The 26,142-nt window shown below is 44.3% G+C and carries 18 protein-coding genes; 13 read left to right on the forward strand and 5 right to left on the reverse strand.

The window, feature by feature from the left end:
* The first annotated feature begins 100 nt into the window (after nt 1-100).
* The 10 genes from BSAG_RS02440 (at nt 101) to BSAG_RS02395 (ending at nt 13,416) form a co-directional block, all read left to right on the forward strand.
* On the forward strand, nt 101-817 hold the full coding sequence (locus BSAG_RS02440; protein WP_008770909.1) for an NUDIX hydrolase: 717 nt from the start codon (nt 101-103) through the stop codon (nt 815-817).
* Nucleotides 818-822: 5 nt separating this feature from the next.
* Nucleotides 823-1,506, forward strand: coding sequence for an L-ribulose-5-phosphate 4-epimerase (locus BSAG_RS02435; RefSeq protein ID WP_004309172.1), 684 nt, complete (start codon nt 823-825; stop codon nt 1,504-1,506).
* A 41-nt stretch (nt 1,507-1,547) separates the two neighbouring features.
* The gene (araA, locus tag BSAG_RS02430; RefSeq protein WP_004314121.1) at nt 1,548-3,077 is read left to right on the forward strand and encodes an L-arabinose isomerase; all 1,530 of its coding nucleotides are present in this window, start codon (nt 1,548-1,550) and stop codon (nt 3,075-3,077) included.
* A gap of 106 nt (nt 3,078-3,183) precedes the next feature.
* A complete protein-coding gene (locus BSAG_RS02425) occupies nt 3,184-4,779 on the forward strand; it encodes a xylulokinase (RefSeq protein ID WP_008018108.1) in 1,596 nt (531 codons plus the stop codon).
* Between the two features lie 141 nt (nt 4,780-4,920).
* Nucleotides 4,921-7,323, forward strand: a complete 2,403-nt coding sequence (locus tag BSAG_RS02420; protein WP_004313794.1) for a glycoside hydrolase family 127 protein — start codon at nt 4,921-4,923, stop codon at nt 7,321-7,323.
* 131 nt (nt 7,324-7,454) lie between these two features.
* Complete coding sequence (locus tag BSAG_RS02415; protein WP_008018106.1) at nt 7,455-8,999, forward strand: alpha-N-arabinofuranosidase; 1,545 nt, start codon at nt 7,455-7,457, stop codon at nt 8,997-8,999.
* A gap of 142 nt (nt 9,000-9,141) precedes the next feature.
* Nucleotides 9,142-11,151, forward strand: coding sequence for a transketolase family protein (locus BSAG_RS02410; protein ID WP_004316147.1), 2,010 nt, complete (start codon nt 9,142-9,144; stop codon nt 11,149-11,151).
* Nucleotides 11,151-11,585, forward strand: coding sequence for a ribose 5-phosphate isomerase B (gene rpiB, locus BSAG_RS02405; protein ID WP_004297448.1), 435 nt, complete (start codon nt 11,151-11,153; stop codon nt 11,583-11,585). Before BSAG_RS02410 ends, rpiB begins: the two co-directional genes overlap by 1 nt.
* A gap of 150 nt (nt 11,586-11,735) precedes the next feature.
* Nucleotides 11,736-12,746: a methylcobamide--CoM methyltransferase gene (locus BSAG_RS02400; protein WP_004316146.1), complete on the forward strand. Its 1,011-nt coding sequence runs from the start codon at nt 11,736-11,738 to the stop codon at nt 12,744-12,746.
* A complete protein-coding gene (locus BSAG_RS02395) occupies nt 12,739-13,416 on the forward strand; it encodes a vitamin B12 dependent-methionine synthase activation domain-containing protein (protein ID WP_004316145.1) in 678 nt (225 codons plus the stop codon). The genes BSAG_RS02400 and BSAG_RS02395 overlap by 8 nt, the downstream gene beginning before the upstream one ends.
* Nucleotides 13,417-13,496: 80 nt before the next feature.
* On the opposite strand, the gene BSAG_RS02390 is transcribed toward BSAG_RS02395, so the two are convergent.
* The 5 genes from BSAG_RS02390 to BSAG_RS02370 all read right to left on the reverse strand — a co-directional run bounded on the left by BSAG_RS02390 (nt 13,497) and on the right by BSAG_RS02370 (nt 22,001).
* On the reverse strand, nt 13,497-15,068 hold the full coding sequence (locus tag BSAG_RS02390) for a sodium:solute symporter (RefSeq protein WP_004316144.1): 1,572 nt from the start codon (nt 15,066-15,068) through the stop codon (nt 13,497-13,499).
* Nucleotides 15,069-15,201: 133 nt separating this feature from the next.
* The gene (locus BSAG_RS02385; RefSeq protein WP_004316143.1) at nt 15,202-17,007 is read right to left on the reverse strand and encodes a cobalamin-binding protein; all 1,806 of its coding nucleotides are present in this window, start codon (nt 17,005-17,007) and stop codon (nt 15,202-15,204) included.
* Nucleotides 17,008-17,151: 144 nt separating this feature from the next.
* Nucleotides 17,152-19,398 carry an alpha-xylosidase gene (locus tag BSAG_RS02380; protein WP_008018084.1) on the reverse strand — a complete coding sequence of 749 codons (2,247 nt, stop codon included), beginning with the start codon at nt 19,396-19,398 and terminating at the stop codon, nt 17,152-17,154.
* Between the two features lie 152 nt (nt 19,399-19,550).
* On the reverse strand, nt 19,551-21,410 hold the full coding sequence (locus tag BSAG_RS02375; protein ID WP_004314695.1) for a right-handed parallel beta-helix repeat-containing protein: 1,860 nt from the start codon (nt 21,408-21,410) through the stop codon (nt 19,551-19,553).
* Nucleotides 21,411-21,521: 111 nt separating this feature from the next.
* Nucleotides 21,522-22,001 (reverse strand): DUF456 domain-containing protein, encoded by a 480-nt coding sequence (locus BSAG_RS02370; RefSeq protein WP_004314693.1) that lies wholly within the window; start codon nt 21,999-22,001, stop codon nt 21,522-21,524.
* Between the two features lie 254 nt (nt 22,002-22,255).
* Between BSAG_RS02370 and BSAG_RS02365 the strand changes: the two genes are divergently transcribed.
* From BSAG_RS02365 to BSAG_RS02360, 3 genes are all read left to right on the forward strand, one after another.
* The gene (locus BSAG_RS02365) at nt 22,256-24,013 is read left to right on the forward strand and encodes an AAA family ATPase (RefSeq protein WP_008770908.1); all 1,758 of its coding nucleotides are present in this window, start codon (nt 22,256-22,258) and stop codon (nt 24,011-24,013) included.
* Between the two features lie 171 nt (nt 24,014-24,184).
* Nucleotides 24,185-24,622 carry a DUF6078 family protein gene (locus BSAG_RS0223535; protein ID WP_004319314.1) on the forward strand — a complete coding sequence of 146 codons (438 nt, stop codon included), beginning with the start codon at nt 24,185-24,187 and terminating at the stop codon, nt 24,620-24,622.
* Between the two features lie 207 nt (nt 24,623-24,829).
* Nucleotides 24,830-25,831 carry a tyrosine-type recombinase/integrase gene (locus tag BSAG_RS02360; RefSeq protein ID WP_004314689.1) on the forward strand — a complete coding sequence of 334 codons (1,002 nt, stop codon included), beginning with the start codon at nt 24,830-24,832 and terminating at the stop codon, nt 25,829-25,831.
* The last annotated feature ends 311 nt before the right edge of the window (nt 25,832-26,142 follow it).

The following is a 26,142-nucleotide window of genomic DNA, read 5'->3' on the forward strand; positions in this document are numbered from 1 at the left end:
AAAGGTTGAAGGAATCTAAAAATAGTCTTGCCAACGGAAAGACTGGTTTATTATAACTAAAATCACAATCTAAATGGATAAAGATAATTCACAAGAGTCAATGATAAGCTCAAACTCCCTCTCTTTTGGAAAGAACCGGGGGGAGGCTTATTACAGCTCGAATCCCACCTTTTATGTCGGCATCGACTGTATCATCTTTGGTTTCAACGAAGGGGAAATCAGCTTGCTATTGTTAAAGAGAAACTTCGAGCCGGCAATGGGTGAATGGTCACTGATGGGAGGATTTGTGCAAAACAATGAAAGTGTGGATGATGCCGCCAAACGTGTATTGCATGAGCTTACCGGATTGGAAAACGTTTACATGGAACAGGTAGGAACTTTCGGAGCAATCGACCGCGATCCGGGTGAACGGGTTATCTCCGTGGCTTACTATGCATTGATTAACATCAATGAGTATGACCGGAAACTGGTTCAAAAGCACAATGCTTACTGGGTGAATATGAACGAACTTCCCCCGCTTATCTTCGACCATCCTGAAATGGTAGAAAAAGCACGGGAACTGATGAAACAGAAAGCATCCGTAGAACCTATCGGATTCAATCTGCTTCCGAAACTCTTTACATTATCCCAATTACAAAGTTTATATGAGGCCATTTACGGTGAAACAATGGATAAACGGAATTTCCGTAAAAGAGTGGCTGAAATGGATTATATAGAAAAGACTGATAAAATTGATAAACTGGGTTCCAAACGGGGGGCTGCCTTGTATAAGTTCAACGGCAAGGCTTACCGCAAAGACCCGAAATTTAAAATATAATCATTATGCTGGAAGAACTAAAAGAAAAAGTATTTCATGCCAATCTTGAATTGGTAAAGCATGGATTAGTCATCTTTACCTGGGGCAATGTCTCTGCTATCGACCGTGAAAGCGGATTGGTAGTAATCAAACCCAGTGGTGTAAGTTATGATGATATGAAAGCCGAAGATATGGTAGTAGTGGATTTGGATGGCAAGGTCGTTGAAGGACGACTGAAGCCATCCTCGGATACTCCTACTCACGTAGTACTTTACAAAGCATTTCCGGAGATTGGCGGAGTGGTACACACCCACTCTACTTATGCGACTGCCTGGGCACAGGCGGGATGCGACATTCCGAACATCGGAACGACTCACGCGGATTATTTCCATGACGCCATTCCCTGCACGGCAGATATGACGGAAGCGGAAGTGAAAGGCGCTTACGAACTGGAAACCGGTAATGTGATAGTGAAACGTTTTGAAGGATTGAATCCTGTACATACACCGGGAGTATTGGTGAAGAATCACGGTCCTTTCTCTTGGGGAAAAGATGCGCACGATGCTGTACACAACGCCGTGGTAATGGAACAGGTAGCCAAAATGGCAAGTATCGCTTATGCGGTAAACCCGAATTTAACAATGAACCCGCTGCTGGTAGAAAAACATTTCAGCCGCAAGCATGGTCCGAATGCTTATTATGGACAGTAACAATAAAAAAAACAGATATTAAAAATTAAAGCAATAACATTATGAATAACGTATTTGATCAATATGAAGTATGGTTCGTAACAGGAGCACAGCTTCTGTACGGAGGTGACGCAGTAATCGCAGTAGACGCACACTCTAATGAAATGGTAAACGGACTGAATGAATCCGGTAAACTCCCTGTCAAGGTGGTATACAAAGGTACTGCCAACTCTTCTAAAGAAGTGGAAACTGTATTCAAAGCAGCCAATAACGATGAAAAATGTATCGGTGTAATCACTTGGATGCATACTTTCTCTCCTGCTAAGATGTGGATTCATGGTCTGCAACAGTTGAAGAAACCATTGTTACACCTGCACACACAGTTCAACAAGGAAATTCCTTGGGATACAATGGACATGGACTTCATGAACCTGAACCAGTCAGCTCACGGTGACCGCGAATTCGGACATATCTGTACCCGTATGCGCATCCGTCGTAAAGTAGTGGTAGGTTACTGGAAAGAGGAAGACACTTTGCACAAGATCGCTGTCTGGATGCGTGTTTGTGCCGGTTGGGCAGACTCACAGGATATGCTGATTATCCGTTTCGGCGACCAGATGAACAATGTAGCTGTAACTGACGGTGATAAAGTGGAAGCTGAACAACGTATGGGTTACCATGTAGATTATTGCCCGGTAAGCGAATTGATGGAATACCACAAAGAAATCAAAAATGAAGATGTAGATGCATTGGTAGCTACCTACTTCAAAGAATACGACCACGATGCTTCTTTGGAAGACAAATCGACTGAAGCTTATCAGAAAGTATGGAATGCCGCTAAAGCAGAACTTGCCATGCGTGCTATCCTGAAATCTAAAGGCGCTAAAGGATTTACGACCAACTTCGACGATTTGGGCGACATCGAATACAATGGTTTCGATCAGATCCCGGGGCTTGCTTCACAACGTCTGATGGCGGAAGGTTACGGATTCGGCGCTGAAGGAGACTGGAAATCGGCTGCTCTTTACCGTACGGTATGGGTAATGAATCAGGGACTTCCCAAAGGTTGTTCATTCTTGGAAGACTATACACTGAACTTCGACGGTGCCAACAGCTCTATCCTGCAGTCACACATGTTGGAAATCTGCCCGCTTATCGCAGCCAACAAACCGCGCCTGGAAGTACACTTCCTCGGTATAGGTATCCGCAAAAGCCAGACAGCAAGATTGGTATTTACTTCAAAGACAGGCGCAGGATGCACTGCTACAGTAGTAGATATGGGTAACCGCTTCCGTCTGATTGTGAACGATGTGGAATGTATCGAACCGAAACCGCTGCCTAAGTTGCCGGTTGCTTCTGCTCTCTGGATTCCGATGCCTAACCTCGAAGTAGGTGCAGGTGCATGGATTCTGGCTGGTGGAACTCACCACTCTTGCTTCTCTTACGACCTGACAGCAGAATATTGGGAAGATTATGCTGAAATCGCAGGTATCGAAATGGTACATATCAACAAGGATACTACGATCAGCTGCTTCAAGAAAGAACTGCGCATGAACGAAGTTTATTACATGTTGAATAAAGCGCTTTGCTAAAAAGCCGATCTCTCAAGTTTCGCAAGAGCTTAATCCAATTATTAAGCACCTGCGAAACTTGATTTTTTCTATCATTATCGTTATACCTTAAAATATTGATTTCAACATGAAATTAGATGCAAAATCAACCATCGAAGCAGGCAAAGCCATTCTTGGTATAGAACTGGGATCAACACGAATTAAAGCAGTTTTGATTGACCAGGAAAACAAGCCGATTGCTCAAGGTAGCCACACTTGGGAAAACCAGTTAGTTGACGGACTTTGGACTTATAATATTGAAGCTATCTGGTCAGGACTGCAAGATTGCTATGCTGATCTTCGCGCTAACGTAAAGAACTTATACGGCATAGAGATTGAGACGCTGGCTGCTATCGGTGTCAGCGCCATGATGCATGGTTATATGCCGTTCAACAAAAAAGAAGAAATCCTCGTGCCTTTCCGCACTTGGAGAAATACGAATACAGGTCGGGCAGCAGCAGTTTTATCAGAACTGTTTGTCTACAACATTCCGCTGCGATGGAGCATTTCTCATTTGTACCAGGCTATCCTGGACAATGAAGCGCATGTGAATGACATTGATTTCCTGACTACTCTAGCAGGTTATGTGCATTGGCAGATAACTGGCGAAAAGGTATTGGGTATCGGTGACGCATCGGGTATGCTCCCTATCGATCCGACAACCCACAACTATTCGGCTGAAATGGTGGATAAGTTCGATAAACTGATTGCTCCGAAAGAATATAGCTGGAAACTGGAAGATATTCTGCCTAAAGTATTGTCGGCAGGTGAAAATGCTGGTGTCCTCACTCCGGAAGGAAGTAAAAAGCTCGATGTATCGGGTCATTTGAAGGCAGGAATACCGGTTTGTCCGCCGGAAGGAGACGCAGGTACCGGAATGGTGGCAACCAATGCAGTCAAACAACGCACCGGAAATGTATCGGCAGGTACTTCTTCATTCTCTATGATCGTATTGGAGAAAGATTTGTCGAAGCCATACGAAATGATTGACATGGTGACCACTCCTGACGGAAGTCTGGTAGCCATGGTGCATTGCAACAACTGTACTTCTGATCTCAACGCATGGGTCAACCTGTTCAAGGAATATCAGGAGCTTCTGGGCATACCTGTAAATATGGATGAAATCTATAGCAAACTTTACAATATTGCACTCACCGGTGATACCGATTGCGGAGGTTTGCTTTCATACAATTATATTTCAGGCGAACCTGTAACTGGATTTGCTGACGGAAGACCGTTGTTTGTACGTTCGGCAAATGACAAATTCAACCTGGCAAACTTTATGCGGACTCACCTATATGCTTCAGTAGGAGTACTCAAGATTGGCAACGATATCCTGTTCAACGAAGAAAAAATCAAAGTGGACAGAATTACTGGTCACGGAGGATTATTCAGAACCAAAGGAGTAGGTCAAAGAATACTTGCTGCAGCTATCAACTCGCCTATTTCTGTGATGGAAACAGCCGGCGAAGGTGGTGCCTGGGGTATTGCCCTGTTAGGTTCTTACCTCGTGAACAATGAAAAGAAACAATCTCTTGCCGATTTTCTGGATGAAAGCGTATTTGTCGGTGACGCGGGTATCGAGGTATCACCTACACCCGAAGATGTAGCCGGCTTCAATACATACATCGAAAACTATAAGGCAGGATTGCCTATCGAAGAGGCAGCAGTCAAATTTAAATAATTGACAGTCGGCAATCCATTGTTGTTCATCAAAGATTGCCGATAAATCGCTGTTTATCAAGAGTCAATTCTAACTAAGTATTAACATTAATTATCTCCACCCCTCTCCTCTTTTGGAGAGGGAGATGGGGAGACTATTATCATGAAAACCACCTCGTTCATACTTGCACTTCTCCTGTCCACCTCACTGGGCAAAGCTCAAAACGCCCCACAAGTGTCTTACTTCCCTTTACAGAATGTGAAACTATTGGATAGTCCGTTTCTGCAAGCTCAACAGACTGATTTACATTACATACTTGCATTAGACCCCGACCGTCTGCTCGCTCCTTTTCTCCGCGAAGCAGGGTTACAGCCTAAAGCCCCCAGCTACACCAATTGGGAAAATACCGGATTGGACGGACATATCGGCGGACATTATTTATCCGCACTTTCCATGATGTATGCCGCCACCGGAGATACAGCAGTCTATAATCGCCTCAACTACATGCTGAATGAGTTGAACCGGGCACAACAAACTGTCGGCACAGGATTCATCGGAGGAACTCCGGGAAGCCTTCAACTTTGGAAAGATATAAAAGCAGGAAAGATCCGTGCCGGAGGTTTCGACCTTAACGGCAAATGGGTACCTCTATACAATATACATAAGACTTACGCCGGATTGCGGGATGCATATATCTATGCAGGAAGCGACCTTGCACGCCAAATGCTTATCGCTTTTACAGATTGGATGATCGATATCACTTCCGGCTTGAGCGACGAACAAATGCAGGATATGCTTCGTAGCGAACATGGCGGATTAAACGAAACGTTCGCTGACGTAGCCGAAATCACAGGCGACAAGAAGTATCTGGAACTGGCACGCCGTTTCTCTCACAAGCTCATCTTAGACCCGCTTATCAAAGAAGAAGACAAATTGACGGGGATGCACGCCAACACACAGATTCCGAAAGTGATCGGCTACAAGCGAATAGCCGAACTTTCACAAGACGACAAGAATTGGAATCATGCTGCAGAATGGGATCATGCCGCCCGTTTTTTCTGGAACACGGTAGTCAATCACCGTTCTGTCTGCATCGGAGGAAATAGCGTCCGCGAACATTTCCATCCGTCGGATAACTTCACGTCCATGCTGAACGACGTTCAAGGACCGGAGACCTGTAATACTTACAACATACTCCGTCTTACCAAAATGCTTTATCAGAATTCTCACAATCCGAATCAAACAAACGAACCTGATCCCAACTACGTAAACTATTACGAACGTGCGCTTTACAATCATATTCTAGCGTCACAAGAGCCGGATAAAGGTGGATTTGTCTACTTCACTCCTATGCGTCCGGGACACTATCGTGTGTACTCACAACCGGAAACATCAATGTGGTGCTGTGTAGGTTCAGGCTTGGAGAATCATACCAAATACGGTGAATTTATCTATGCGTATCGGAAAGACACTCTTTATGTCAATCTCTTCATTCCTTCACAACTGACCTGGAAAGAGCAAGGCATTACTTTGACACAGGAAACCTGTTTCCCTGATGACGGCAAGGTAACTTTGCGAATAGATGAAGCGCCTAAGAAAAAACGTACTTTAATGATACGTATTCCGGAATGGGCGAACCAATCCAAAGGATATAGCGTCAGCATCAATGGAAAAAGAAAAATGTTCATTATGGCAAAAGGTAACCAATATCTTCCTCTCTCCCGCAAATGGAAAAAAGGAGATGTCGTTACTTTCCACTTGCCTATGAAAGTCAGCGTGGAACAGATTCCCGACAAGAAAGATTATTATGCTTTCTTATATGGTCCGATCGTTCTTGCAGCTTCCACAGGCACAGAACATCTTGACGGTTTATATGCCGATGACAGCCGTGGCGGACATATCGCTCATGGCAAACAAATTCCTTTGCAAGAAGTCCCGATGCTGATAGGAAATCCAGATTCAATCTGCAAATCTCTTCAGAAAGAACAGAATAGCCGGATTACTTTCAACTATAACGGAGAGGTTTATCCTGCACAAGGCAAAGCATTGGAACTCGTCCCGTTCTTCCGCCTGCATAATTCCCGTTATGCCGTTTATTTCCGGCAGGCAAGCGAAGAGCAGTTTAAAGCGATTCAGGAAGAGATGGCAACGGCTGAACGAAAAGCAACGGAATTAGCTAATCAAACCATTGACCTGATCTTCCCTGGCGAACAGCAGCCGGAGTCTGATCATGGCATCCAGTATGAGCAGGCAGAAACAGGGACGAATAAAGACCGGCATTTCCGACGTGCTAAAGGTTGGTTCGGCTATCAGTTGAAAGTGAAAGAAGAAGCAAGCCGCCTCCTGATTACGGTACGGAAAGATGACCGCAATAAAGTGGCTATTCTTTTGAATAACGAAAAGTTGGCTGTTCATCCAACTGTCAGTGAAGCGGATAAAGACGGTTTCATAACCCTTTCATACGTTTTGCCTCAAAAATTGAATACGGGTAGTTGTCCGATACGTTTTATCCCTGACGGGACGGAATGGACCTCTGCCGTTTATGAAGTTCGTTTACTAAAATAGAAGTCACCACAGATTACACGGATTAACACAGATTATTTATGGGTTATAACATGATAGTAGTCAGAATAAAATCAATCTGTGATAATCTGCGTAATCTGTGGTAAAAAATAATCATTAAACAAATACCATTTATGAAAGCAAAACTATTAGTCAGCACGGCTTTTCTGGCAGCATCTGTATCTCTTTCTGCACAAAAGAGTGCTACCATAACCGTACATGCCGACCAAGGCAAAGAAATCATACCGAAGGAAATTTACGGCCAGTTTGCCGAACACCTGGGTTCATGTATCTACGGCGGTCTTTGGGTAGGCGAAAACTCGAATATTCCTAATATCAAGGGATATCGCACAGACGTATTCAATGCACTGAAAGACTTGTCCGTTCCCGTTCTTCGCTGGCCGGGCGGATGCTTTGCCGATGAATACCACTGGATGGACGGCATTGGTCCGAAAGAGAACCGTCCGAAGATGGTGAACAACAACTGGGGCGGAACCATTGAAGACAACAGTTTCGGAACCCACGAGTTTTTGAATCTTTGCGAGATGCTGGGTTGCGAACCATACGTGAGTGGAAATGTAGGTAGCGGCACAGTGGAAGAGCTTGCCAAATGGGTGGAATATATGACTTCTGACGGAGACTCGCCTATGGCCAACCTTCGCCGTAAGAATGGTCGCGACAAAGCATGGAAATTGAAATATCTCGGCGTAGGAAATGAAAGCTGGGGGTGCGGTGGCAGCATGCGTCCGGAATATTACGCAGACTTATATCGTCGTTATTCTACTTATTGCCGTAATTATGACGGCAACCGTCTGTTCAAGATTGCCAGTGGCGCAAGTGACTATGATTACAAATGGACAGATGTATTGATGAATCGCGTAGGACACCGGATGGACGGTCTTTCTCTGCACTATTATACCGTAACCGGATGGAGTGGCAGCAAAGGATCAGCCACTCAATTCAACAAGGATGATTATTACTGGACGATGGGCAAATGTCTGGAAGTGGAAGATGTACTCAAGAAACATTGTACCATCATGGACAAATATGACAAGGACAAGAAAATCGCCCTCTTACTGGACGAATGGGGAACCTGGTGGGATGAAGAACCGGGAACCATCAAAGGACATCTGTATCAGCAGAACACACTTCGTGATGCTTTCGTGGCTTCTTTAAGTCTTGATGTATTCCATAAATATACAGACCGCCTGAAGATGGCAAATATCGCACAAATTGTCAACGTACTTCAATCGATGATTCTGACGAAAGACAAAGAAATGGTATTGACGCCTACTTATTATGTCTTCAAGATGTATAAAGTACACCAGGATGCCACTTATCTTCCTATCGACCTGACCTGCGAAAAGATAAGTGTACGTGATAATCGCACTGTACCGATGGTGAGCGCCACAGCTTCCAAAAATAAAGATGGGGTGATCCATATTTCTCTTTCCAATGTAGATGCTGATGAAGTGCAGGAAATCACCATCAATCTGGGTGATACGAAAGCCAAGAAAGCTATTGGAGAGATTCTGACCGCTTCTAAACTGACCGATTACAATTCTTTTGAAAAACCTAATATTGTAAAACCGGCACCTTTCAAAGAGGTAAAAATCAATAAAGGTACAATGAAGGTAAAACTTCCTGCTAAGTCCATTGTTACTTTAGAATTACAGTAATTTTAGAGTAATTACTTATTGTATCACAAACAAGAAGACCGTAAAATTGTCGATAAAAAAGATAGCTCTTTTGGATTGTTAAATCCACATAAAGAGTTATCTTTGCGAACAATCTGACAGAAATCAATTAAATTTTAATGATATGAACGATAACAAACTTATGAATCGTGCAGCGGATAACATCCGTATTCTTGCTGCTTCAATGGTTGAGAAAGCCAATTCCGGTCACCCGGGTGGCGCCATGGGTGGTGCTGATTTTGTAAATGTACTCTTCTCTGAGTTTCTAGTATACGATCCTGAAAATCCCCGTTGGGAAGGACGTGACCGCTTCTTCCTCGACCCGGGCCACATGTCTCCGATGCTTTATTCTACGTTGGCATTGACAGGAAAATTCACGCTGGACGAGCTGAAAGAATTCCGTCAATGGGGAAGCCCTACTCCGGGACACCCTGAAGTGGACATCATGCGTGGCATCGAAAACACTTCCGGTCCGCTGGGACAGGGACACACTTTTGCAGTAGGTGCTGCTATCGCTGCCAAATTCTTGAAAGCCCGTTTCGACGAGGTGATGAATCAGACCATTTACGCTTACATCTCTGACGGTGGTATTCAGGAAGAAATCTCTCAAGGTTCCGGACGTATTGCCGGTGCACTGGGATTGGACAACCTGATTATGTTCTATGACTCCAACGATATTCAGCTTTCTACAGAAACGAAAGACGTAACCGTTGAAGACACTGCCATGAAATATGAAGCATGGGGATGGAACGTACTTAATATCAACGGTAATGATCCTGACGAAATCCGTGCGGCAATCAAAGAAGCACAAGCTGAAAAAGAACGTCCGACACTGATTATCGGTAAAACCGTAATGGGTAAAGGTGCACGCAAGGCGGACGGCAGCAGCTATGAAGCTAACTGCGCTACACACGGTGCTCCTCTCGGTGGCGACGCTTATGTAAATACAATCAAGAATCTGGGTGGTGATCCTACTAACCCGTTTGTTATATTCCCGGAAGTAGCCGAACTGTATGCAAAACGTGCAGAAGAACTGAAGAAGATCGTTGCTGAAAAGTATGCAAAGAAAGCTGCATGGGCGAAAGCAAACCCGGAACTGGCAGCAAAACTGGAACTCTTCTTCTCGGGCAAAGCTCCGAAAGTGGACTGGGCTGCTATCGAACAGAAAGCAGGTAGCGCTACTCGTGCTGCATCTGCAACCGTATTGGGCGCACTTGCTACACAGGTAGAAAACATGATCGTTGCTTCGGCCGACCTTTCTAACTCTGACAAGACTGACGGTTTCCTGAAAAAGACTCATTCTTTCAAGAAAGGTGATTTCAGCGGAGCATTCTTCCAAGCAGGTGTATCTGAATTGTCAATGGCTTGTATCTGTATCGGTATGTCTCTCCACGGTGGTGTGATCGCTGCTTGCGGTACATTCTTCGTATTCTCCGATTACATGAAACCTGCCGTACGTATGGCTGCTTTGATGGAACAACCGGTGAAATTCATCTGGACACACGACGCATTCCGCGTAGGTGAAGACGGTCCTACTCACGAACCGGTAGAACAGGAAGCACAAATCCGCCTGATGGAAAAACTGAAAAATCATAAGGGACACAACTCTATGTTGGTACTTCGTCCGGCTGATGCAGAAGAGACAACCATCGCTTGGAAACTTGCTATGGAAAATATGTCTACTCCTACAGGATTGATCTTCTCTCGCCAGAATATTGCCAACTTACCGGCAGGAACAGATTACGAACAAGCAGCCAAGGGTGCTTATATCGTAGCAGGTTCCGACGAAAATCCGGATGTTATCCTGGTAGCTTCAGGTTCTGAAGTGTCTACATTAGTAGCCGGCACAGAGTTGCTTCGCAAAGATGGCGTGAAGGTACGCATTGTATCTGCTCCGTCTGAAGGTCTGTTCCGCAACCAACCGAAAGAATATCAGGAAGCTATCCTTCCGGCAGATGCGAAGATTTTCGGTATGACTGCCGGCCTGCCTGTCACTCTTCAAGGTCTGGTAGGTTGCCACGGTAAAGTTTGGGGATTGGAATCTTTCGGTTTCTCTGCTCCTTATAAAGTATTGGATGAGAAACTTGGATTTACTGCCGAGAACGTATATAATCAAGTAAAAGCAATGCTCTAATGAAAACAATCGGATTAGCATGCGACCATGCCGGTTTTGAACTGAAAGAATATGTTCGCGGCTGGCTGGAAGCAAAAGGCTGGGCTTACAAGGATTTCGGAACTAACTCTACCGCAAGCGTAGACTATCCGGATTATGCTCATCCGCTGGCTCTTGCAGTGGAATCGGGAGAATGTTATCCCGGTATCGCTATCTGCGGCAGTGGAAACGGAATCAATATGACGCTGAACAAGCACCAAGGGGTTCGTGCCGCTCTCTGCTGGAATGCAGAAATCGCACACCTGGCTCGTCAGCACAATGACGCTAATGTATTGGTTATGCCAGGACGCTTCATCAGCACTGAAGAAGCGGACATGATTTTGACAGAGTTCTTCTCTACCAAATTTGACGGCGGACGCCATCAGAACCGTATTGATAAGATTCCGGTAAAATAAAGCTCGAAGATAAATCAAATAGGTGTAAAGCTGTTCTTCTTTTTGAAGGACAGCTTTATTTTTATACCGGTATAAGATTTTATCATATACGAGATTACAAAAGAAGGGCAACTTCGTCTTTATTACAAGACGATATTAAAAACTGAAATTATGGGTAAACTGAATATGAAAGAATGGATCAGCCAAACGATCCAACGTAAGGAAACGATTGCAATTCCGATCATGACACATCCAGGTATCGAATTTATTGGGAAAACGGTGCATGATGCGGTAACAAACGGACAGGTTCATTATGAGGCTATCAAAGCTCTTTGTGACAAGTATCCGGCTGCGGCAGCAACCGTTATCATGGATCTGACGGTAGAAGCGGAAGCTTTCGGAGCAGAGATTATCTTTCCGGAAAATGAGGTGCCCAGTGTGTCCGGCCGTTTACTGGCCGATGAAGCTGCTATTGAAAAGCTGGAAGTTCCGGCGTTGAATAAAGGAAGAATCCCGGAATATCTTAAAGCGAATATGCTGACAGCCAGAAATGTAACAGACCGTCCGGTTTTTGCCGGTTGCATCGGTCCTTATTCGCTGGCTGGACGTTTGTATGATATGTCGGAAATCATGATGCTGATTTATATTAATCCCGATGCAGCCAATACGTTATTAAGAAAATGCAGTGACTTCATCACCCGCTATTGCATGGCATTGAAAGCAACCGGTGTGAACGGTGTAGTCATGGCTGAACCTGCTGCAGGACTGTTATCCAACGAAGATTGCCTGCAATATTCTTCTTTATTCGTGAAGGAAATAATAGAGAAGGTACAGGATGATCACTTTGCCGTAGTACTTCATAATTGCGGAAACACAGGGAATTGCACACAAGCGATGGTTTATACCGGTGCAGCCGCTTATCATTTCGGGAATAAAATTAAGATGGAGGAAGCGTTGAAAGAGGTTCCGGCCGATGCACTGGCAATGGGAAATCTGGACCCGGTGAGCCTTTTCAAGATGGCAGGTCCGGAGACTATGAAAGAAGCGACTTTGCAACTATTGGAGGCTACCTGTGCATATCCGAACTTCGTATTGTCAAGTGGTTGTGATATTCCGCCACATACGCCTTCTGTTAATATAGACGTATTTTATACCGCATTGGAAGAGTTCAATAATGGTTGAACAGGAACTTACTTACCAGAAACTGCAAATCCCATCGTCCGATATATACGAGGCGATGGGATATAAAGATTCTATGCCGGATGGAATGGTCATAGAAGAAATAAATACGTTACTTGACCGTATCACTCCCCTTCTTCGTCCCCGTTTTTTCTTTTTCCTCACTGACGGACTGCTTGACACTGAAAAAGCAACACTGACTGTAAAAGATACGGTTCTCTCAACCGGTAAAACCATTGCCCGCCAACTACGGGGTTCGGAAGCCTTTGCCTTTTTTACCGCCACTGCGGGAGTTGAATTTGAGGAGTTTCAACATCTGCTTCAGCAAGAGGACGACATGGTGAAAGTATATATAGCAGACTCATTGGGGAGCATCATTGCAGAAAAGGCTGCTGATTGCATGGAAGAGGAGTTGGCTGCATTTATCGAAAAGAGAGGTTGGAAGCACACTAACAGATACAGCCCCGGTTATTGCGGATGGCACGTATCGGAACAACAAAAACTATTCTCCTTATTTCCGGTCGCTTCGCCCTGTGGTATTCAGTTGACAGATTCCAGCCTAATGATTCCCATCAAATCTGTAAGTGGTATTATTGGAGTGGGTTCTCATGTCCGTAAGCTGGAATATACTTGCGGGCTGTGTACGTATGAGAATTGTTTTCGCAGAAAATAGTTTCACCACAGAGAACGCAGAGGACACAGAGTCTTTTATTATTAGATAATAATCTCTGTGTCCTCTGTGGTGAATAAAAACTAGTGGCCATTGAAGAAGATGTAAAGCCCGATCATGGTCACAATAAGTAATCCCCATAGAATAAGAACAATTCGTGCAGGTTTGTCCTCTATCTTTTCCATATTCAAGATGCCCAATTGCGGAGACTTATCCCACAGGCTGACTACTATCATGCCTATTCCGATGATAACGAATAAGTAGAAGGAAAGCAGCATAAAATGAGGCCATGCATCATATTGTTCTGCCGGAAACACCCATAAATACAAGATTCCTACTCCGATACTGAACACTGTTCCCAATGTTAGAGCCATATTAGCTGCCAGAGTAGTGGTGCGTTTCCAGAACACGCCAAAGAGAAATACAGCTGCCATCGGAGGAGCTATAAATCCCAGTACAGACTGGAAAACATTAAACAGATTCAGTCCCTTGATGCTGTCGATCGCTATGGTTATTATCACAGAGATCAGTGCACCGACTACCGTAACCACTTGTCCCACTCTGATAATCTCTCTCTGTTTGGCCTGCGGTCGGATTTTCTTCACATAGATATCCATCGTGAATACCGTACTTAATGCATTCAATGCAGAGCCGACAGTACTTACCAATGCTGCTGTCAATACAGCCAATACCAAGCCGACCATTCCTGTCGGGAACAGATGAGTCACCATTGTCATGTAAGCCTCATCGGGATTCTCCAATTGTGGGAATAAAGCGAGGCAGATAATGCCGGGAAGAATGTAAAGAGGTACATCTAATATTTTCAACCATCCGGTAAAGTTGGTTCCCATCTGACCTTCTTTGAGATTCCTGGCAGCAAGAACCGGTTGCACCATCGACTGATCCGTACACCAAAACCAAACTCCCATAATAGGATAACCCAGGATAATAGGTAGCCAAGGAAAAGCCGGGTCATCATTTGGATGGAAAAGATTCCAGTAATCCGCCGGAACGGCATCCACCAGTGCGCCTACACCGCCCACTTTATAGATTCCCATGATAGCCAGTGTGGCTGATACTACAATCAACAGTATCATTTGATATACATTCGTGTAGGCCACAGCTTTCAGTCCGCCGAGCATCGTGAAGAAAGCGGAGATGACAAGTAACAGCAATGCCGATTGCCACATAGGAATATCGAAGACTTGACGGATCAGGACTCCACCGGCAAATAAAGTCAATGCAAGCCATGAAATAAGAATGGTAATAATGGTATACCAGGCAAGGATGTTACGGGTAGATTGTCCGAAACGTTTTCCCATAAATTCGGGCAATGTCGTGATGCGACTACCCAAATATCGGGGAGCAAAGACAAAAGCAAGCAGACATATAAAGACAAATGCATACCAGGCATAATTCCCCGAAACAATACCAGTAGTAAATCCGGCACTTGCGGAAGCTATCAACATAGAAGGTCCGACATTTGTCCCCCACATGGAGAAGCCGATATGATACCATCTCAACGAATTCTCCGCAAGGAAAAGACTACTCCCCTTTTTTCGTTTAGAACTTGCCCATATACCAATAGCTATCAAAATAAGGAAGTAGGCAATCAGAATACTCCAATCTAATGTCTCTAAGAATTTCACATGCATAATTCAAGTATTAAATAAGTAACGTAAGTTTAAATCTAATTTTCTTTCAGGCAAGGATTACATGGATTTCACGGTTTTAATAGGCTATGTAATTAAGAGCCGTGTTGATCCGTGTAATCCGTGCCTTTTTATTCTATTTTTTATTTCCAATCAGTTCTTTGGCAACTGCTACGGCTGTATTCGCATTATCACTATATCCGTCCGCACCGATTTCGTCAGCAAACCCCTGACTGACGGGTGCTCCGCCAATCATCACTTTCACTTGATTACGAATACCGGCCTCTTCTAATGCCTGGATAACCTCTTTCATATACGTCATGGTAGTAGTCAGCAATGCGCTCATGCACAAGATGTCAGCATGGTTTTCCTTCACAGCTTCCACAAACTTGTCACAAGTCACATCAATACCAATATTTATGACTTCAAAGCCGCAACCCTCCAGCATGGAAGCCACCAGGTTTTTACCAATATCATGGAGATCTCCTTTCACTGTACCGATGACAATCTTACCGATTGTAGTGGAAGCACTTCCTGCCAATAAAGGTTTCAGTAGCTCCAAAGCCCCTTTCATGGCACGTCCTGCCATCAACAGTTGAGGAACAAAAGCTTTTCCATCCTGGAAACGTTGTCCCACTTCGCCCATTGCTTTAATCATATAATTATTGATAATCATTTGAGGAGCTACTCCTTCCGCAATGGCTTGCCGGGTGATTTCAACCGCAGGTTCCAGTTTCCCGGCAACAATGGCTTCATACAGAGGTTTCAGTTTATCCTCTTCCCGATGTTGTTCTTCCCGTATACAAATACGTTCCTGTCCGGTAGCTGCCAAGTCGGCATCCTGTTGATGCTTATTGGTATTTACAGCGGTAGAAGAACCGGTATATTCTTCGACAATCCGCATGGCCTGTTCCACTTCCTTTTCGTTATGGAAATCCATTTCCAAATGTACACCGTCCGCGCCGATATGATCCAATAGAGGTTTTAGTTCGTCTAATGTCACCCAGCAAGCCATCACGCTCTTTCCTCCTGCCAGAATCTTCTTATACAGATCGTACCATTTGGGAGATCCTCCTTGTGGTTCGCCCACTCCGGGGGTCCATTGAATCGCATTCAATTCTTCAATTTCAAGCAAGGCAGGCAGGTGATGCATGGCTCCCACTCCATCCAGATGATAAAGGGTATAATCAATCTTCTGACATTGTTCACGAATAAAAGGTTGCACAAACCGGCGATAATCATCCTGACTAATCATGGTTGAAATATCACTTTGCAGTTTACTCATCTTTCCGGGAGCCCAGGACGAGAAATAACAGAAAGCCATCTCGTCGCCTTCACGGATGATGTCGTATAGTTCATCAAATACTTTGAAGTAGATGTCGTTGATTTGCTGCATCTGTTGTTCCAAGATTTCGGGCTGCATCACTGTGTCCAGTAATACCCTATCCGTTCCTTTCAGTGCGGCCAGAACATCCAATCCTTCCATCAGGTCGGGCATACCGACAAAGTAGTGTCCGTTGGCTTTCGCTTTGCAGGCTTTCAGGAGTTCTTTATGAAGAATCCAGTTCGGGTGTTCAAGGTTAAAGACTATTTCATCGGTGAAATCCGGGTTGGGATGAATCCAAATGGTGTCTTCCCCGCCTTCAAACACTCCGCCTAAAATGGCGGCTAGAGAACCGGGACCCAGTTGGGTATTCGCAACCGGAAGAATATCCGCTTTCAGACTGCTGTGCGCTACGTACCAGTCCAGATATTCAGCCCTCCATTGAGGGTCGAACCATTTTTGCGACAAATCTTTTGCCGGCGCGGGAGGCATTATCTCTGCATGTGGTTGCACTCCTTCCTGGAAGTGTTCCCACATATTGAGAATGATTCCTTTATGGTTCCACCAATTTATATAACGTTGTTTTGTTTCTTCTAAATTACTCTTCCATGTTTTCATACTCTGCCATTTTTTATTTATTCTACTCAAGTTTCGGAAGTAATTTATTAGGTTGAAAGCCTCTTGCTATATAGCGTAAGGTATCACTCTACGCAATATTATGTAAGCCTTTCAGGCTACTTACAAAACTTGAGTTATTTCTATTTATCTATTCCAAAATCCTTTATAATCATTATCTATGCGTAAAGCCATGCTCTTGCTTAAATCCATTTCATCCGTACAGTCCACGTCTTCCGGATAGATGGGGATCACGGCATTTGCACGCACATATACGGGCATTTCTTCCAATGGAACGTATACGTCTTTCAGCCAGCATGCTCCTTCCAGACGTTCTCCCGTAAAGAAGTTCACCCATTTTCCTTCGGGAAGATAGATATCCCGACGGTTCTCGCTGTTCATCACCGGAGCTACCAGGAAATCATTGCCGAAATAGTATTCATCATCTATATGCCAACAAAGTTTATCTTCCGGATGATGCAGAATGAGTGCCTGCAAGAGCGGATAGCCGCTTTCTATGGCTAGTTTACTTTGTTCTACGATGTATGGAATGAGCGAATAACGCAATTTCCACCACTTTTTCACCAACGGAGCTATGGCCGGATAGTGCCAGGGTTCACGCTTATTGGTTCCGTGATAACGGATATGCGATGTGAATACGCCGAATTGAGTCCAACGCATGTACACATCATCTGCTACTACCGAGTTCATAAAATTGGGCAATGTATGGAAGCCGGGAACATCATGGCTCCAAAAAGCAAATCCCGACAGACCGAAATGCAGACCACCTTTCAGAGAACCTGCCATTCCATCCCAAGAACTACAGGAATCGCCTCCCCAATGCAAAGGATAACGCTGGCATCCCGCCCATGCGGAACGTGCCCAGACAATGCCGTCACCTGTCACTTCTTTCGTAATTTCGTAAGCAGCCTTTTGATAAAGCAGGGCATACAGGTTGTTCAACAATTCCGGCTTCATACCTTTATAGAGGGCGTCCATGTGAATGTTTTCACCGAAATCGGTTTTGATACAGGTTACTCCCATATTCAGGAGTTGTTTCAATAGTCCTTTGTACCATTCGGTTGCTTTCGGATAAGTAAAGTCGATTGTTCCGGCATAATCCAGGGCGGAGAAGTTGGAACCATCGGTCGCTTGTTGTTTGGTCAATGGGGCTATATAATCATTGGCTCTGGCTTCATCAATCTGCTCTGCATTTTCCGCAACGTATGGAAGTTGCCATAAAGAGACACGATAGCCATTCTTTTTCAACCGTCCGATGAATCCTTTCGGATCGGGGAACCGTTCTTCATTGAATTTCCATTCGCAGAGCCAATCGGTACGGAACCAGCCCGTATCCAGATGAATTACATCACAGGGATAGTGTTCGGCACGCATGCGGTCGCATATTTCGTCTACTTCATCGGCACTGAAATAAGTCATACGGCTCATCCAAACGCCAAAACTCCAAAGAGGAGGCATAGACGGATAGCCGGTCAGGTCACGATAACCGCGAAGAATATCTTCCATCGTATCACCGCCTATTACGAATACATCAAGCAATGCCTGGTCGCTTAGAAACTGTACGGAACGGGTGGAATGTCCGGCCAGCGAGAGCTTGCTATGAGCACATGTATGGTAGAATGTTCCATACATGCGGCTGGATAGATAGAAAGGGATATTCTTATAAGTACGCCGGTTATTGACTCCTTGCCCGTCCTGGTTTTTCAGGAAGAAAGTCTGTCCACTCAAGTCCATTTTAAAGAAACGTTCTCCGGTTCCGGCAAAACATTCATCGGGCTTACATTCAAAAGAAAGCGTTGCACGTTCTTTCCGACCGTCGCGTTTGCAAAAGGCAACAGGTAGCGCATCGTAGCGGGGAGGCGAAAAATGGTCATAGGCTGACAAGCGGATTTCACGCTTTCCGTCAGGGTATAAAGTGATGTCAAGCGTTTCTTGAGGGTCGGGAAGCAATTCGCTCCATCGGTCTAATAGAGGCTCTTCCACATTGATAACGGCACGCTTCGTTCCGTCCTCCGTCGAAAGAATCCATTTTCCTTTTTGTTCTTTTATAAACAGGGGCACTTTCTGAATCCGGTCACTGAATTGTAGCATTTCCGACTCATCTGTCAGTACATAATCACCGAAGCCAAGAAACAGACGGGTGATGCCGATGTTATACTGACGGATGATTAACGTGTATTCCTCCTGGGGAACATCGGTATCCGCCATCATATCGTTAGCCAGCTTTTGCTTCTGAAAGGGAACTGTTACGTAAATATCTCCTTCCTTTTCATAAACAGCCGTTGGCTTGTATGCTTTCCAAAGCGACTCATTCCTTGATAACTCGGTATCGAAATCAAGGAAATCAAATAAATGGTAATTCGTTGGTTTCATCTATTTTATTGATTAAATATCGTTTATTGATTACTATAATTATCATATTAGTTTGAATGATTACCATAGTAGTCTAGTTCTAATGATTATTACACTTGTTTATTGATTGCTATACTAGTACATTGATGACTATGTTAATCCATTGATTTGTTTCAATCTTGCTTTATTCTTCCGGCTTTGTATTTAATACTGTCCGCCACTTGAGGGCCGTTATTCTTCCACACGTTCTTTTTCCCGGGGCGGTTCGAATCAAAACGTTCAGTGGGACACCAGTTGTTTTCCATTGTATATCCGTCCGTAGCTTCATCCAGATAGATATAAAAAGCACGGTCATTCGTAGCGTAGGGGGCTTCGATTAAATGTTCGATCCGGTTATTTCGCATGACGGAACCCGGCTGGTTGGAAAGAGTATACAGGCCGCCTGCATCGTATAGCCGACGGGCAAAGTGATGTACATAGTTTGCTTCTATCCGGTTATTGCACATTCCGCTCTCCAGCGATGTCCATCCCCAGCCTACACAAATCCCTGAATAGTTCAGATGGCAGACTTCATTATGAGAAATATCCATGTTTCTGACATATCCGGCGCCGATACCTACACATCCCCAGTCTTCATTAGTCACATTACTGATGAAATTGTTTCTGATAGTAATATGGGAACATAATTCCCGTACGTCAACAGGAATAAAAGGGACGTGCGTCTCAAATCCTCCGTCCGGAAACGCGCCGACCAGTAAAGCCGTTCCTCCAATATCCGTAAATTGACAATCTTCGACGCTCGATGCTGTGACTGCCCATTCATAATCCAGTCCGGTGGATGATAAATGACGGAACGTGCAATGCTTGAAATCAATATGTTCGGCACCTTTTACACGTATCGCTGTTTCGGGACGGGTGATCCAGGCTTGGTTCTCCAGTTCCGCTTTTTCCGGAAGCCCCGGTTCTTGTAGTTTATAGGCATCCAATAAAGGAAATCCCCCTTGCAAGGTGACGTGCCCCTGAAAAGAAGGACGCATCCAGGAGGTATGCGCAAAAGTAATTCCGTTAAATTGTATATGTTTTACCGGACGAGACAATGTACCGTCTATGGTCACTAAAGTTTCCAAGGCAGGGATAATCACTTCAGCTGTTTCCATATTTTCGCCCGCCTGCGGATAATAGTAAATCGTGCCGGAAGGATATTCCTGGAACCATTCACCGGGTTGGTCCAGCAATTCCAGTGCATTGGTCAGGCAAAAGGAAGAATTTCCTTTCTCTCCTCCGATGACGGGTTGCGGCCAGGGATGAGCAAACTCCAGGTGACTTTCGGGTTCATGGAAGCGAACTACAGCTTGTCCGTCTTTCGCGTCTATACTTTTCACGCGCAAAATAGCAATCGCCCAGCGTTGATGGACAATCATTTCCAGTTGGCCGGCATTTTGTAGTCTCTTCGGATTTACACTTTGAGAAACGGGGATCGTTATTGTTTGTTCTTCCGGATTGAAGTCAATCATTCGTTCCAATCCTCCGTCAGGAAATTGCGCAGCTCTTTGAACTTTATGACCGTTCACCCACATTTGCCGGGTTTCTACCCTTCTATTTCCTATTAGGGGAGCCTCTGCCGACCATATCTTCTGCTTTAGCTTTTCAGGAATTGCCGGATGATTACATCCACGCTTCCACCCCGTAACAGCAACTCCACCACTAATCACAGGATGAGCACCATCTACTGCACAAATCACTGTTGGAGAATCGGGTGTCCCACTATCTTCTGGACGAAGAAATAGAGAATTGCGCTGGGCATAAACACCCTCTTCCAAACGAATATAAATTCCTCCGGCTACTTCCGGCCGATTCAGTCTACGCCATTCACGAGCCTGCTTGATTGCCCGGTTTAATGTATAAAACGGAGCTTCCTTTGTCCCGGAATTCTTATCATTCCCCTGCAGGGATACATAAATTTCTCCCGCAAAAAGCGAGGGAAACCACCCCAAGAAAATGATAAAAGAAAGATAAATAAAAGTCTTTTTCATGGTACTACCTCAATGTGCTACTTCAATAAAGACGAACACACATCGATTTAGTACTCTATGTAAAGGCAATAGATAGGTTATTCTTACGAATGTTTTACAACATCAAATAGGTTACCGAATAAGACCTATGATAAATTGATAGCAAAAATAACCACAGACAACGAACTTCAGTAAAGTTCCGAATATAAATCCGAGTAAAGAGCCCACACCTGATTTAAGTGCCTGCGAGAACTCTTTATTTCCTAATAGTTCACCAATCACCGCCCCTAGAAACGGACCGAGAATAATGCCCCAAGGCAAGAAAAAAAGACCGACAAGAGTTCCTATGATACATCCCCAATTACCCCATTTACTACCGCCACTATATTTACTTCCCAGCATCGGAGTGAAATAATCCAATACCTGCAAAACAGCTACAATCAATAACCATACGATTAATTGTGTCGTAGAATATTGTACCTTATCCGTGAAGTGCAGAATGACCAACCCCACATAAGCAATAGGAGGACCGGGAAGAAACGGCAGAATACAGCCTGCTAACCCGGCTATCATACAAAGGGCACTAATTACGATCAAAATAATGTCCAACATAGTCTGTTCTTTTTTTAGTTCTGCACAAAAATACAGTATCTTTCAGTAAATACAAGCTAACCCCGAGAATTATTTCCACCCCTTCACTGCTGTTTCAAAATAGCTTTGCCAGGGCTGCAGTTCTTAGTGTGAATGAGTTTTTCCAATACTTTTTTGAGGATGCCTCGTACCCAACAAGAACTTTTACTATCTTTGTGTCGTTAACGCTATTAATAAGCAAGTTATAAAATAAGAAATCAGCAGGAGGACAGAAGATGGATCCAATGGAATATATAGTACCCAACAGAAAGCGTTTGCCTTACGGTATGATGAACTTCGCAGTCATCCGCCGCGAAGACTATTATTATGTAGACAAAACCCGCTTCATTCCTATGATAGAGCAGGCAGACCGGTTCTTTTTCTTCATCCGTCCCCGCCGCTTCGGCAAAAGCCTCACGCTGAACGTACTGCAACACTACTACGATGTGCGTACCCGCGATAAGTTCAACGACTTATTCGGCGATCTCTACATCGGGAAGCATCCCACAGCAAACCGCAACAGCTATCTGGTGCTTTACCTCAACTTTTCAGGTATCACCGGCGAACTGAACGATTATCGAAAGGGACTGGATGCACATTGCAGCATTACTTTCATGAACTTCTGCAAGAGATATGCCGACCTTCTGCCACCGGAGACTCTGGAAGAACTACGCCAAGTGAATGGGGCCGTAGAGCAGTTGGACTACCTCTATCAAGCCTGCGAACGTGCCGGACAGAAAATGTATCTCTTCATCGACGAATACGACCACTTCACCAACGCCATCCTTTCTGATGCCAAAAGCTTGCACCGCTACACTGATGAAACGCATGGCGAAGGTTATCTGCGTGCTTTCTTCAATAAGGTGAAGGCAGGAACTTATTCCAGCATAGAGCGTTGTTTCATCACCGGTGTAAGCCCCGTAACGATGGATGACCTGACGAGTGGCTTCAACATCGGCACGAACTACTCACTTACCCCCCAATTTAACCAAATGATGGGGTTCACCGAAGAAGAAGTGCGCGAAATGCTGACTTATTATTCAACGAACAGTCCTTTCCGCCATACTGTTGACGAACTGATGGAAATAATGAAACCATGGTACGACAATTATTGCTTCGCACAGGATTGTTACGGTGAAACTACCATGTACAACTCCAACATGGTGCTCTACTTCGTGAAGAATTACATAGATAACGGCAAAGCACCACGAGAAATGATAGAAGATAATATACGTATCGACTATGAAAAGCTGCGTATGCTCATTCGAAAGGATAAGGAGTTTGCACACGATGCTTCCGTCATTCAAACTTTAGTGAGTCAAGGTTATATCACTGGCGAACTGAAGAAAGGTTTCCCTGCCGTCAACATCACCAATCCGGACAATTTTATAAGCCTGCTCTACTATTTCGGAATGTTGACCATTAGCGGAATAGATAAAGGCAAGACCAAACTGACCATTCCGAACCTGGTGGTTCAAGAGCAGCTCTACACTTATTTGCTGAATACCTACAACGACGCAGACTTGAATTTCAGCAGCTACGAAAAGAGCGAACTTTCAAGCCAGCTCGCCTATGATGGCAATTGGCAAGCCTATTTCGATTACATTGCCGACTGCCTGAAACGTTATGCATCCCAGCGTGACAAGCAAAAGGGCGAATTCTTCGTTCACGGCTTCACCTTGGCCATGACTGCGCAAAACCGCTTCTACCGTCCTATCTCCGAGCAAGATACACAAGCGGGTTACGTCGATATTTTCCTCTGTCCCATGTTGGACATATATTCTGACATGAAGCACAGCTACATCGTTGAGTTGAAGTACGCCAAATATCGCGATTCTGAAAACCGTGTGGAGGAATTGCGTCAAGAAGCCATCGCCCAAGCCAACCGCTATGCCGACACGGACACGGTGAAACAAGCTATTGGCTCCACGCAACTACACAAGATTGTAGTGGTATATAAAGGTATGGAAATGCGGGTATGCGAAGAGTTATAATGAACAATCTCTTCACCCTTCACTTTTCCTTGTATTATCCTATCTATAAGCAGTTTATAGGTGAAGGGTGTTCCCTTCACCCATCCTTTCACGTTTTTTCTTTTTCAAATTGTACCTTTCCACAATAAAAGCACTACCTTTGTCAATCATGTATGTAATATACAATATAAAATGAACGACAATAAATTAAAAAACAAAACAGTCCCTTTCAACTACGCCCGCTGCTACAACGAGCAATGTCCGAAAGCTTGTAACTGCCTGCGTCGGGTGGCTGCACTTCTCACTACCGCTGACACGTCCTACATCAGCATCGTAAACCCAATGTGTATTCCGGCCACCGGAATTGACTGTCCCCACTTCCAAAACGCAGAAAAGATACATGTGGCATGGGGTATCAGCCACCTGCTGGACAACGTACCTTATAAGGACGGAACAAACATCAAGCAACAACTGATCGGGCATTTCGGAAAAACGCTTTACTATCGCTTTTATCGCGAAGAACGCTTCCTAAGCCCCGCAGACCAAAACTATATCCGCCAGCTTTTTCGCCGGAAAGGTATCACCGAAGAACCGGTCTTTGACAGTTACACGGATGAGTATAATTGGTAAAGCTGCGTTCTAACTAGTTTCAAAGGGTGAAACGATTCGTTTCACACCGAGAAACAAACTGTTTCACTACGGGAAACCATTCGTTTCAAGGTATGAAACAAAAAATGGAACTAGTTGAAACATCTTTTGTTTTCTTCGCCCATAAAATTCTTTATCTTGCATCCATAAACATTTCCCCAGTAGGTCTGTTTCAAAAAAGACCGCGGGATGCGGAAATTAAAATTTAAATTTATGGATAAAGAAGAAAAGAATGTTGAGATGGTGCATCTGTCACCATACATGAAGTCGGTCATTGAAAGGTTGACGGCAGACAAAAAACGCCCGGCAGTACATACTTATAATGCCACGCTAAACTCTTTTACGAAGTTTTTCGGCGGACAGGGCACAGAAGAAATGCTGGTAACGGACGTTTTTACGGCAGGCAAGCTGAAAGAGTACGAAGCATGGCTGCGAAGCAGAAATGCAAGTTGGAACACGGTTTCCACCTATATGCGAGTGCTTAAAGCGGTTTACAACAGGCTCGTGGAAGCAAAGCGCCTGACTTATGATGCCAGACTGTTTGATAGTGTATATACAAAGGTGGAGGCACAGTCCAAACGGTCGCTTACAGAAGAGCAAATGAATACATTACTGCACACGGATTTTGAAAAATTGCCCGAAGACGTACAAAATGTACTCGCTTATTTTCTGTTGATGTTTCTTTTCCGTGGAATGCCATTCATCGATATGGCCTACCTGCGCAAACAAGACCTAAAGGAACACTGTATCACCTACTGCCGTCACAAAACCGGAAAGAAAATGGTAGTACGCATTCCGCATGAAGCAACTGCTCTGTTTGAGAAATGCCGGAACAAGAAAACTGATTCCGGTTATCTCTTTCCTATTCTTGACGAAACAACAGAAAACGACAAGAAACTATACGAGAATTATCGTCAGGCTTTACGCACATTCAACCGCAAGCTAGCCAAAATGGCCGCATTGCTGCTCCCCGGCACTAATATCAGTTCGTACACCGCACGACACACCTGGGCAACACTAGCCTTTTACTCAGGCATTCCCATCGGTATCATAAGCAAAGCCCTGGGACACTCGTCCATCAAGGTAACAGAAACTTATCTGAAACCTTTCGAAAATGAAAAGGTAGATGCCGCAAATGATGAACTGATAATGTCGGTTGTAAAACGTTCTAAAGAAAAGATAGTAGCGTAAACGACCAAATAACAACAGATTAGAAGAGAAACTATTACTTACCAAGTAACGGACGTTTTACGATGCAAAGTAGTGAATATTTCTTCATATATCCAAATATATATTGTAAAATCTTCTTTTATTTTCAATATTAAAGAACTATATACTGACACAAAACCTGACAAAACAACATATTATCACGACTATGCTTCTTAAGGGCATACGCCCCCAGTTCATTTCTGTACTCCAAAAATGAAACATTCTTTCATGCACTTTTCCCGCCAGAAAAGTCTTTCTATTATAAATCAAGCCTACGAAAAAACGCTTTTCAC

This window comes from Bacteroides sp. D1 (assembly GCF_000157095.2).
GTDB lineage: Bacteria > Bacteroidota > Bacteroidia > Bacteroidales > Bacteroidaceae > Bacteroides > Bacteroides xylanisolvens.

Coding starts and splice junctions, on each gene's coding strand:
- BSAG_RS02440 (WP_008770909.1), top strand. CDS start 101: ATGATAAGCTCAAACTCCCTCTCTTTTGGAAAGAACCGGGGGGAGGCT.
- BSAG_RS02435 (WP_004309172.1), top strand. CDS start 823: ATGCTGGAAGAACTAAAAGAAAAAGTATTTCATGCCAATCTTGAATTG.
- araA (WP_004314121.1), top strand. CDS start 1,548: ATGAATAACGTATTTGATCAATATGAAGTATGGTTCGTAACAGGAGCA.
- BSAG_RS02425 (WP_008018108.1), top strand. CDS start 3,184: ATGAAATTAGATGCAAAATCAACCATCGAAGCAGGCAAAGCCATTCTT.
- BSAG_RS02420 (WP_004313794.1), top strand. CDS start 4,921: ATGAAAACCACCTCGTTCATACTTGCACTTCTCCTGTCCACCTCACTG.
- BSAG_RS02415 (WP_008018106.1), top strand. CDS start 7,455: ATGAAAGCAAAACTATTAGTCAGCACGGCTTTTCTGGCAGCATCTGTA.
- BSAG_RS02410 (WP_004316147.1), top strand. CDS start 9,142: ATGAACGATAACAAACTTATGAATCGTGCAGCGGATAACATCCGTATT.
- rpiB (WP_004297448.1), top strand. CDS start 11,151: ATGAAAACAATCGGATTAGCATGCGACCATGCCGGTTTTGAACTGAAA.
- BSAG_RS02400 (WP_004316146.1), top strand. CDS start 11,736: ATGGGTAAACTGAATATGAAAGAATGGATCAGCCAAACGATCCAACGT.
- BSAG_RS02395 (WP_004316145.1), top strand. CDS start 12,739: ATGGTTGAACAGGAACTTACTTACCAGAAACTGCAAATCCCATCGTCC.
- BSAG_RS02390 (WP_004316144.1), bottom strand. CDS start 15,068: ATGCATGTGAAATTCTTAGAGACATTAGATTGGAGTATTCTGATTGCC.
- BSAG_RS02385 (WP_004316143.1), bottom strand. CDS start 17,007: ATGAAAACATGGAAGAGTAATTTAGAAGAAACAAAACAACGTTATATA.
- BSAG_RS02380 (WP_008018084.1), bottom strand. CDS start 19,398: ATGAAACCAACGAATTACCATTTATTTGATTTCCTTGATTTCGATACC.
- BSAG_RS02375 (WP_004314695.1), bottom strand. CDS start 21,410: ATGAAAAAGACTTTTATTTATCTTTCTTTTATCATTTTCTTGGGGTGG.
- BSAG_RS02370 (WP_004314693.1), bottom strand. CDS start 22,001: ATGTTGGACATTATTTTGATCGTAATTAGTGCCCTTTGTATGATAGCC.
- BSAG_RS02365 (WP_008770908.1), top strand. CDS start 22,256: ATGGATCCAATGGAATATATAGTACCCAACAGAAAGCGTTTGCCTTAC.
- BSAG_RS0223535 (WP_004319314.1), top strand. CDS start 24,185: ATGAACGACAATAAATTAAAAAACAAAACAGTCCCTTTCAACTACGCC.
- BSAG_RS02360 (WP_004314689.1), top strand. CDS start 24,830: ATGCGGAAATTAAAATTTAAATTTATGGATAAAGAAGAAAAGAATGTT.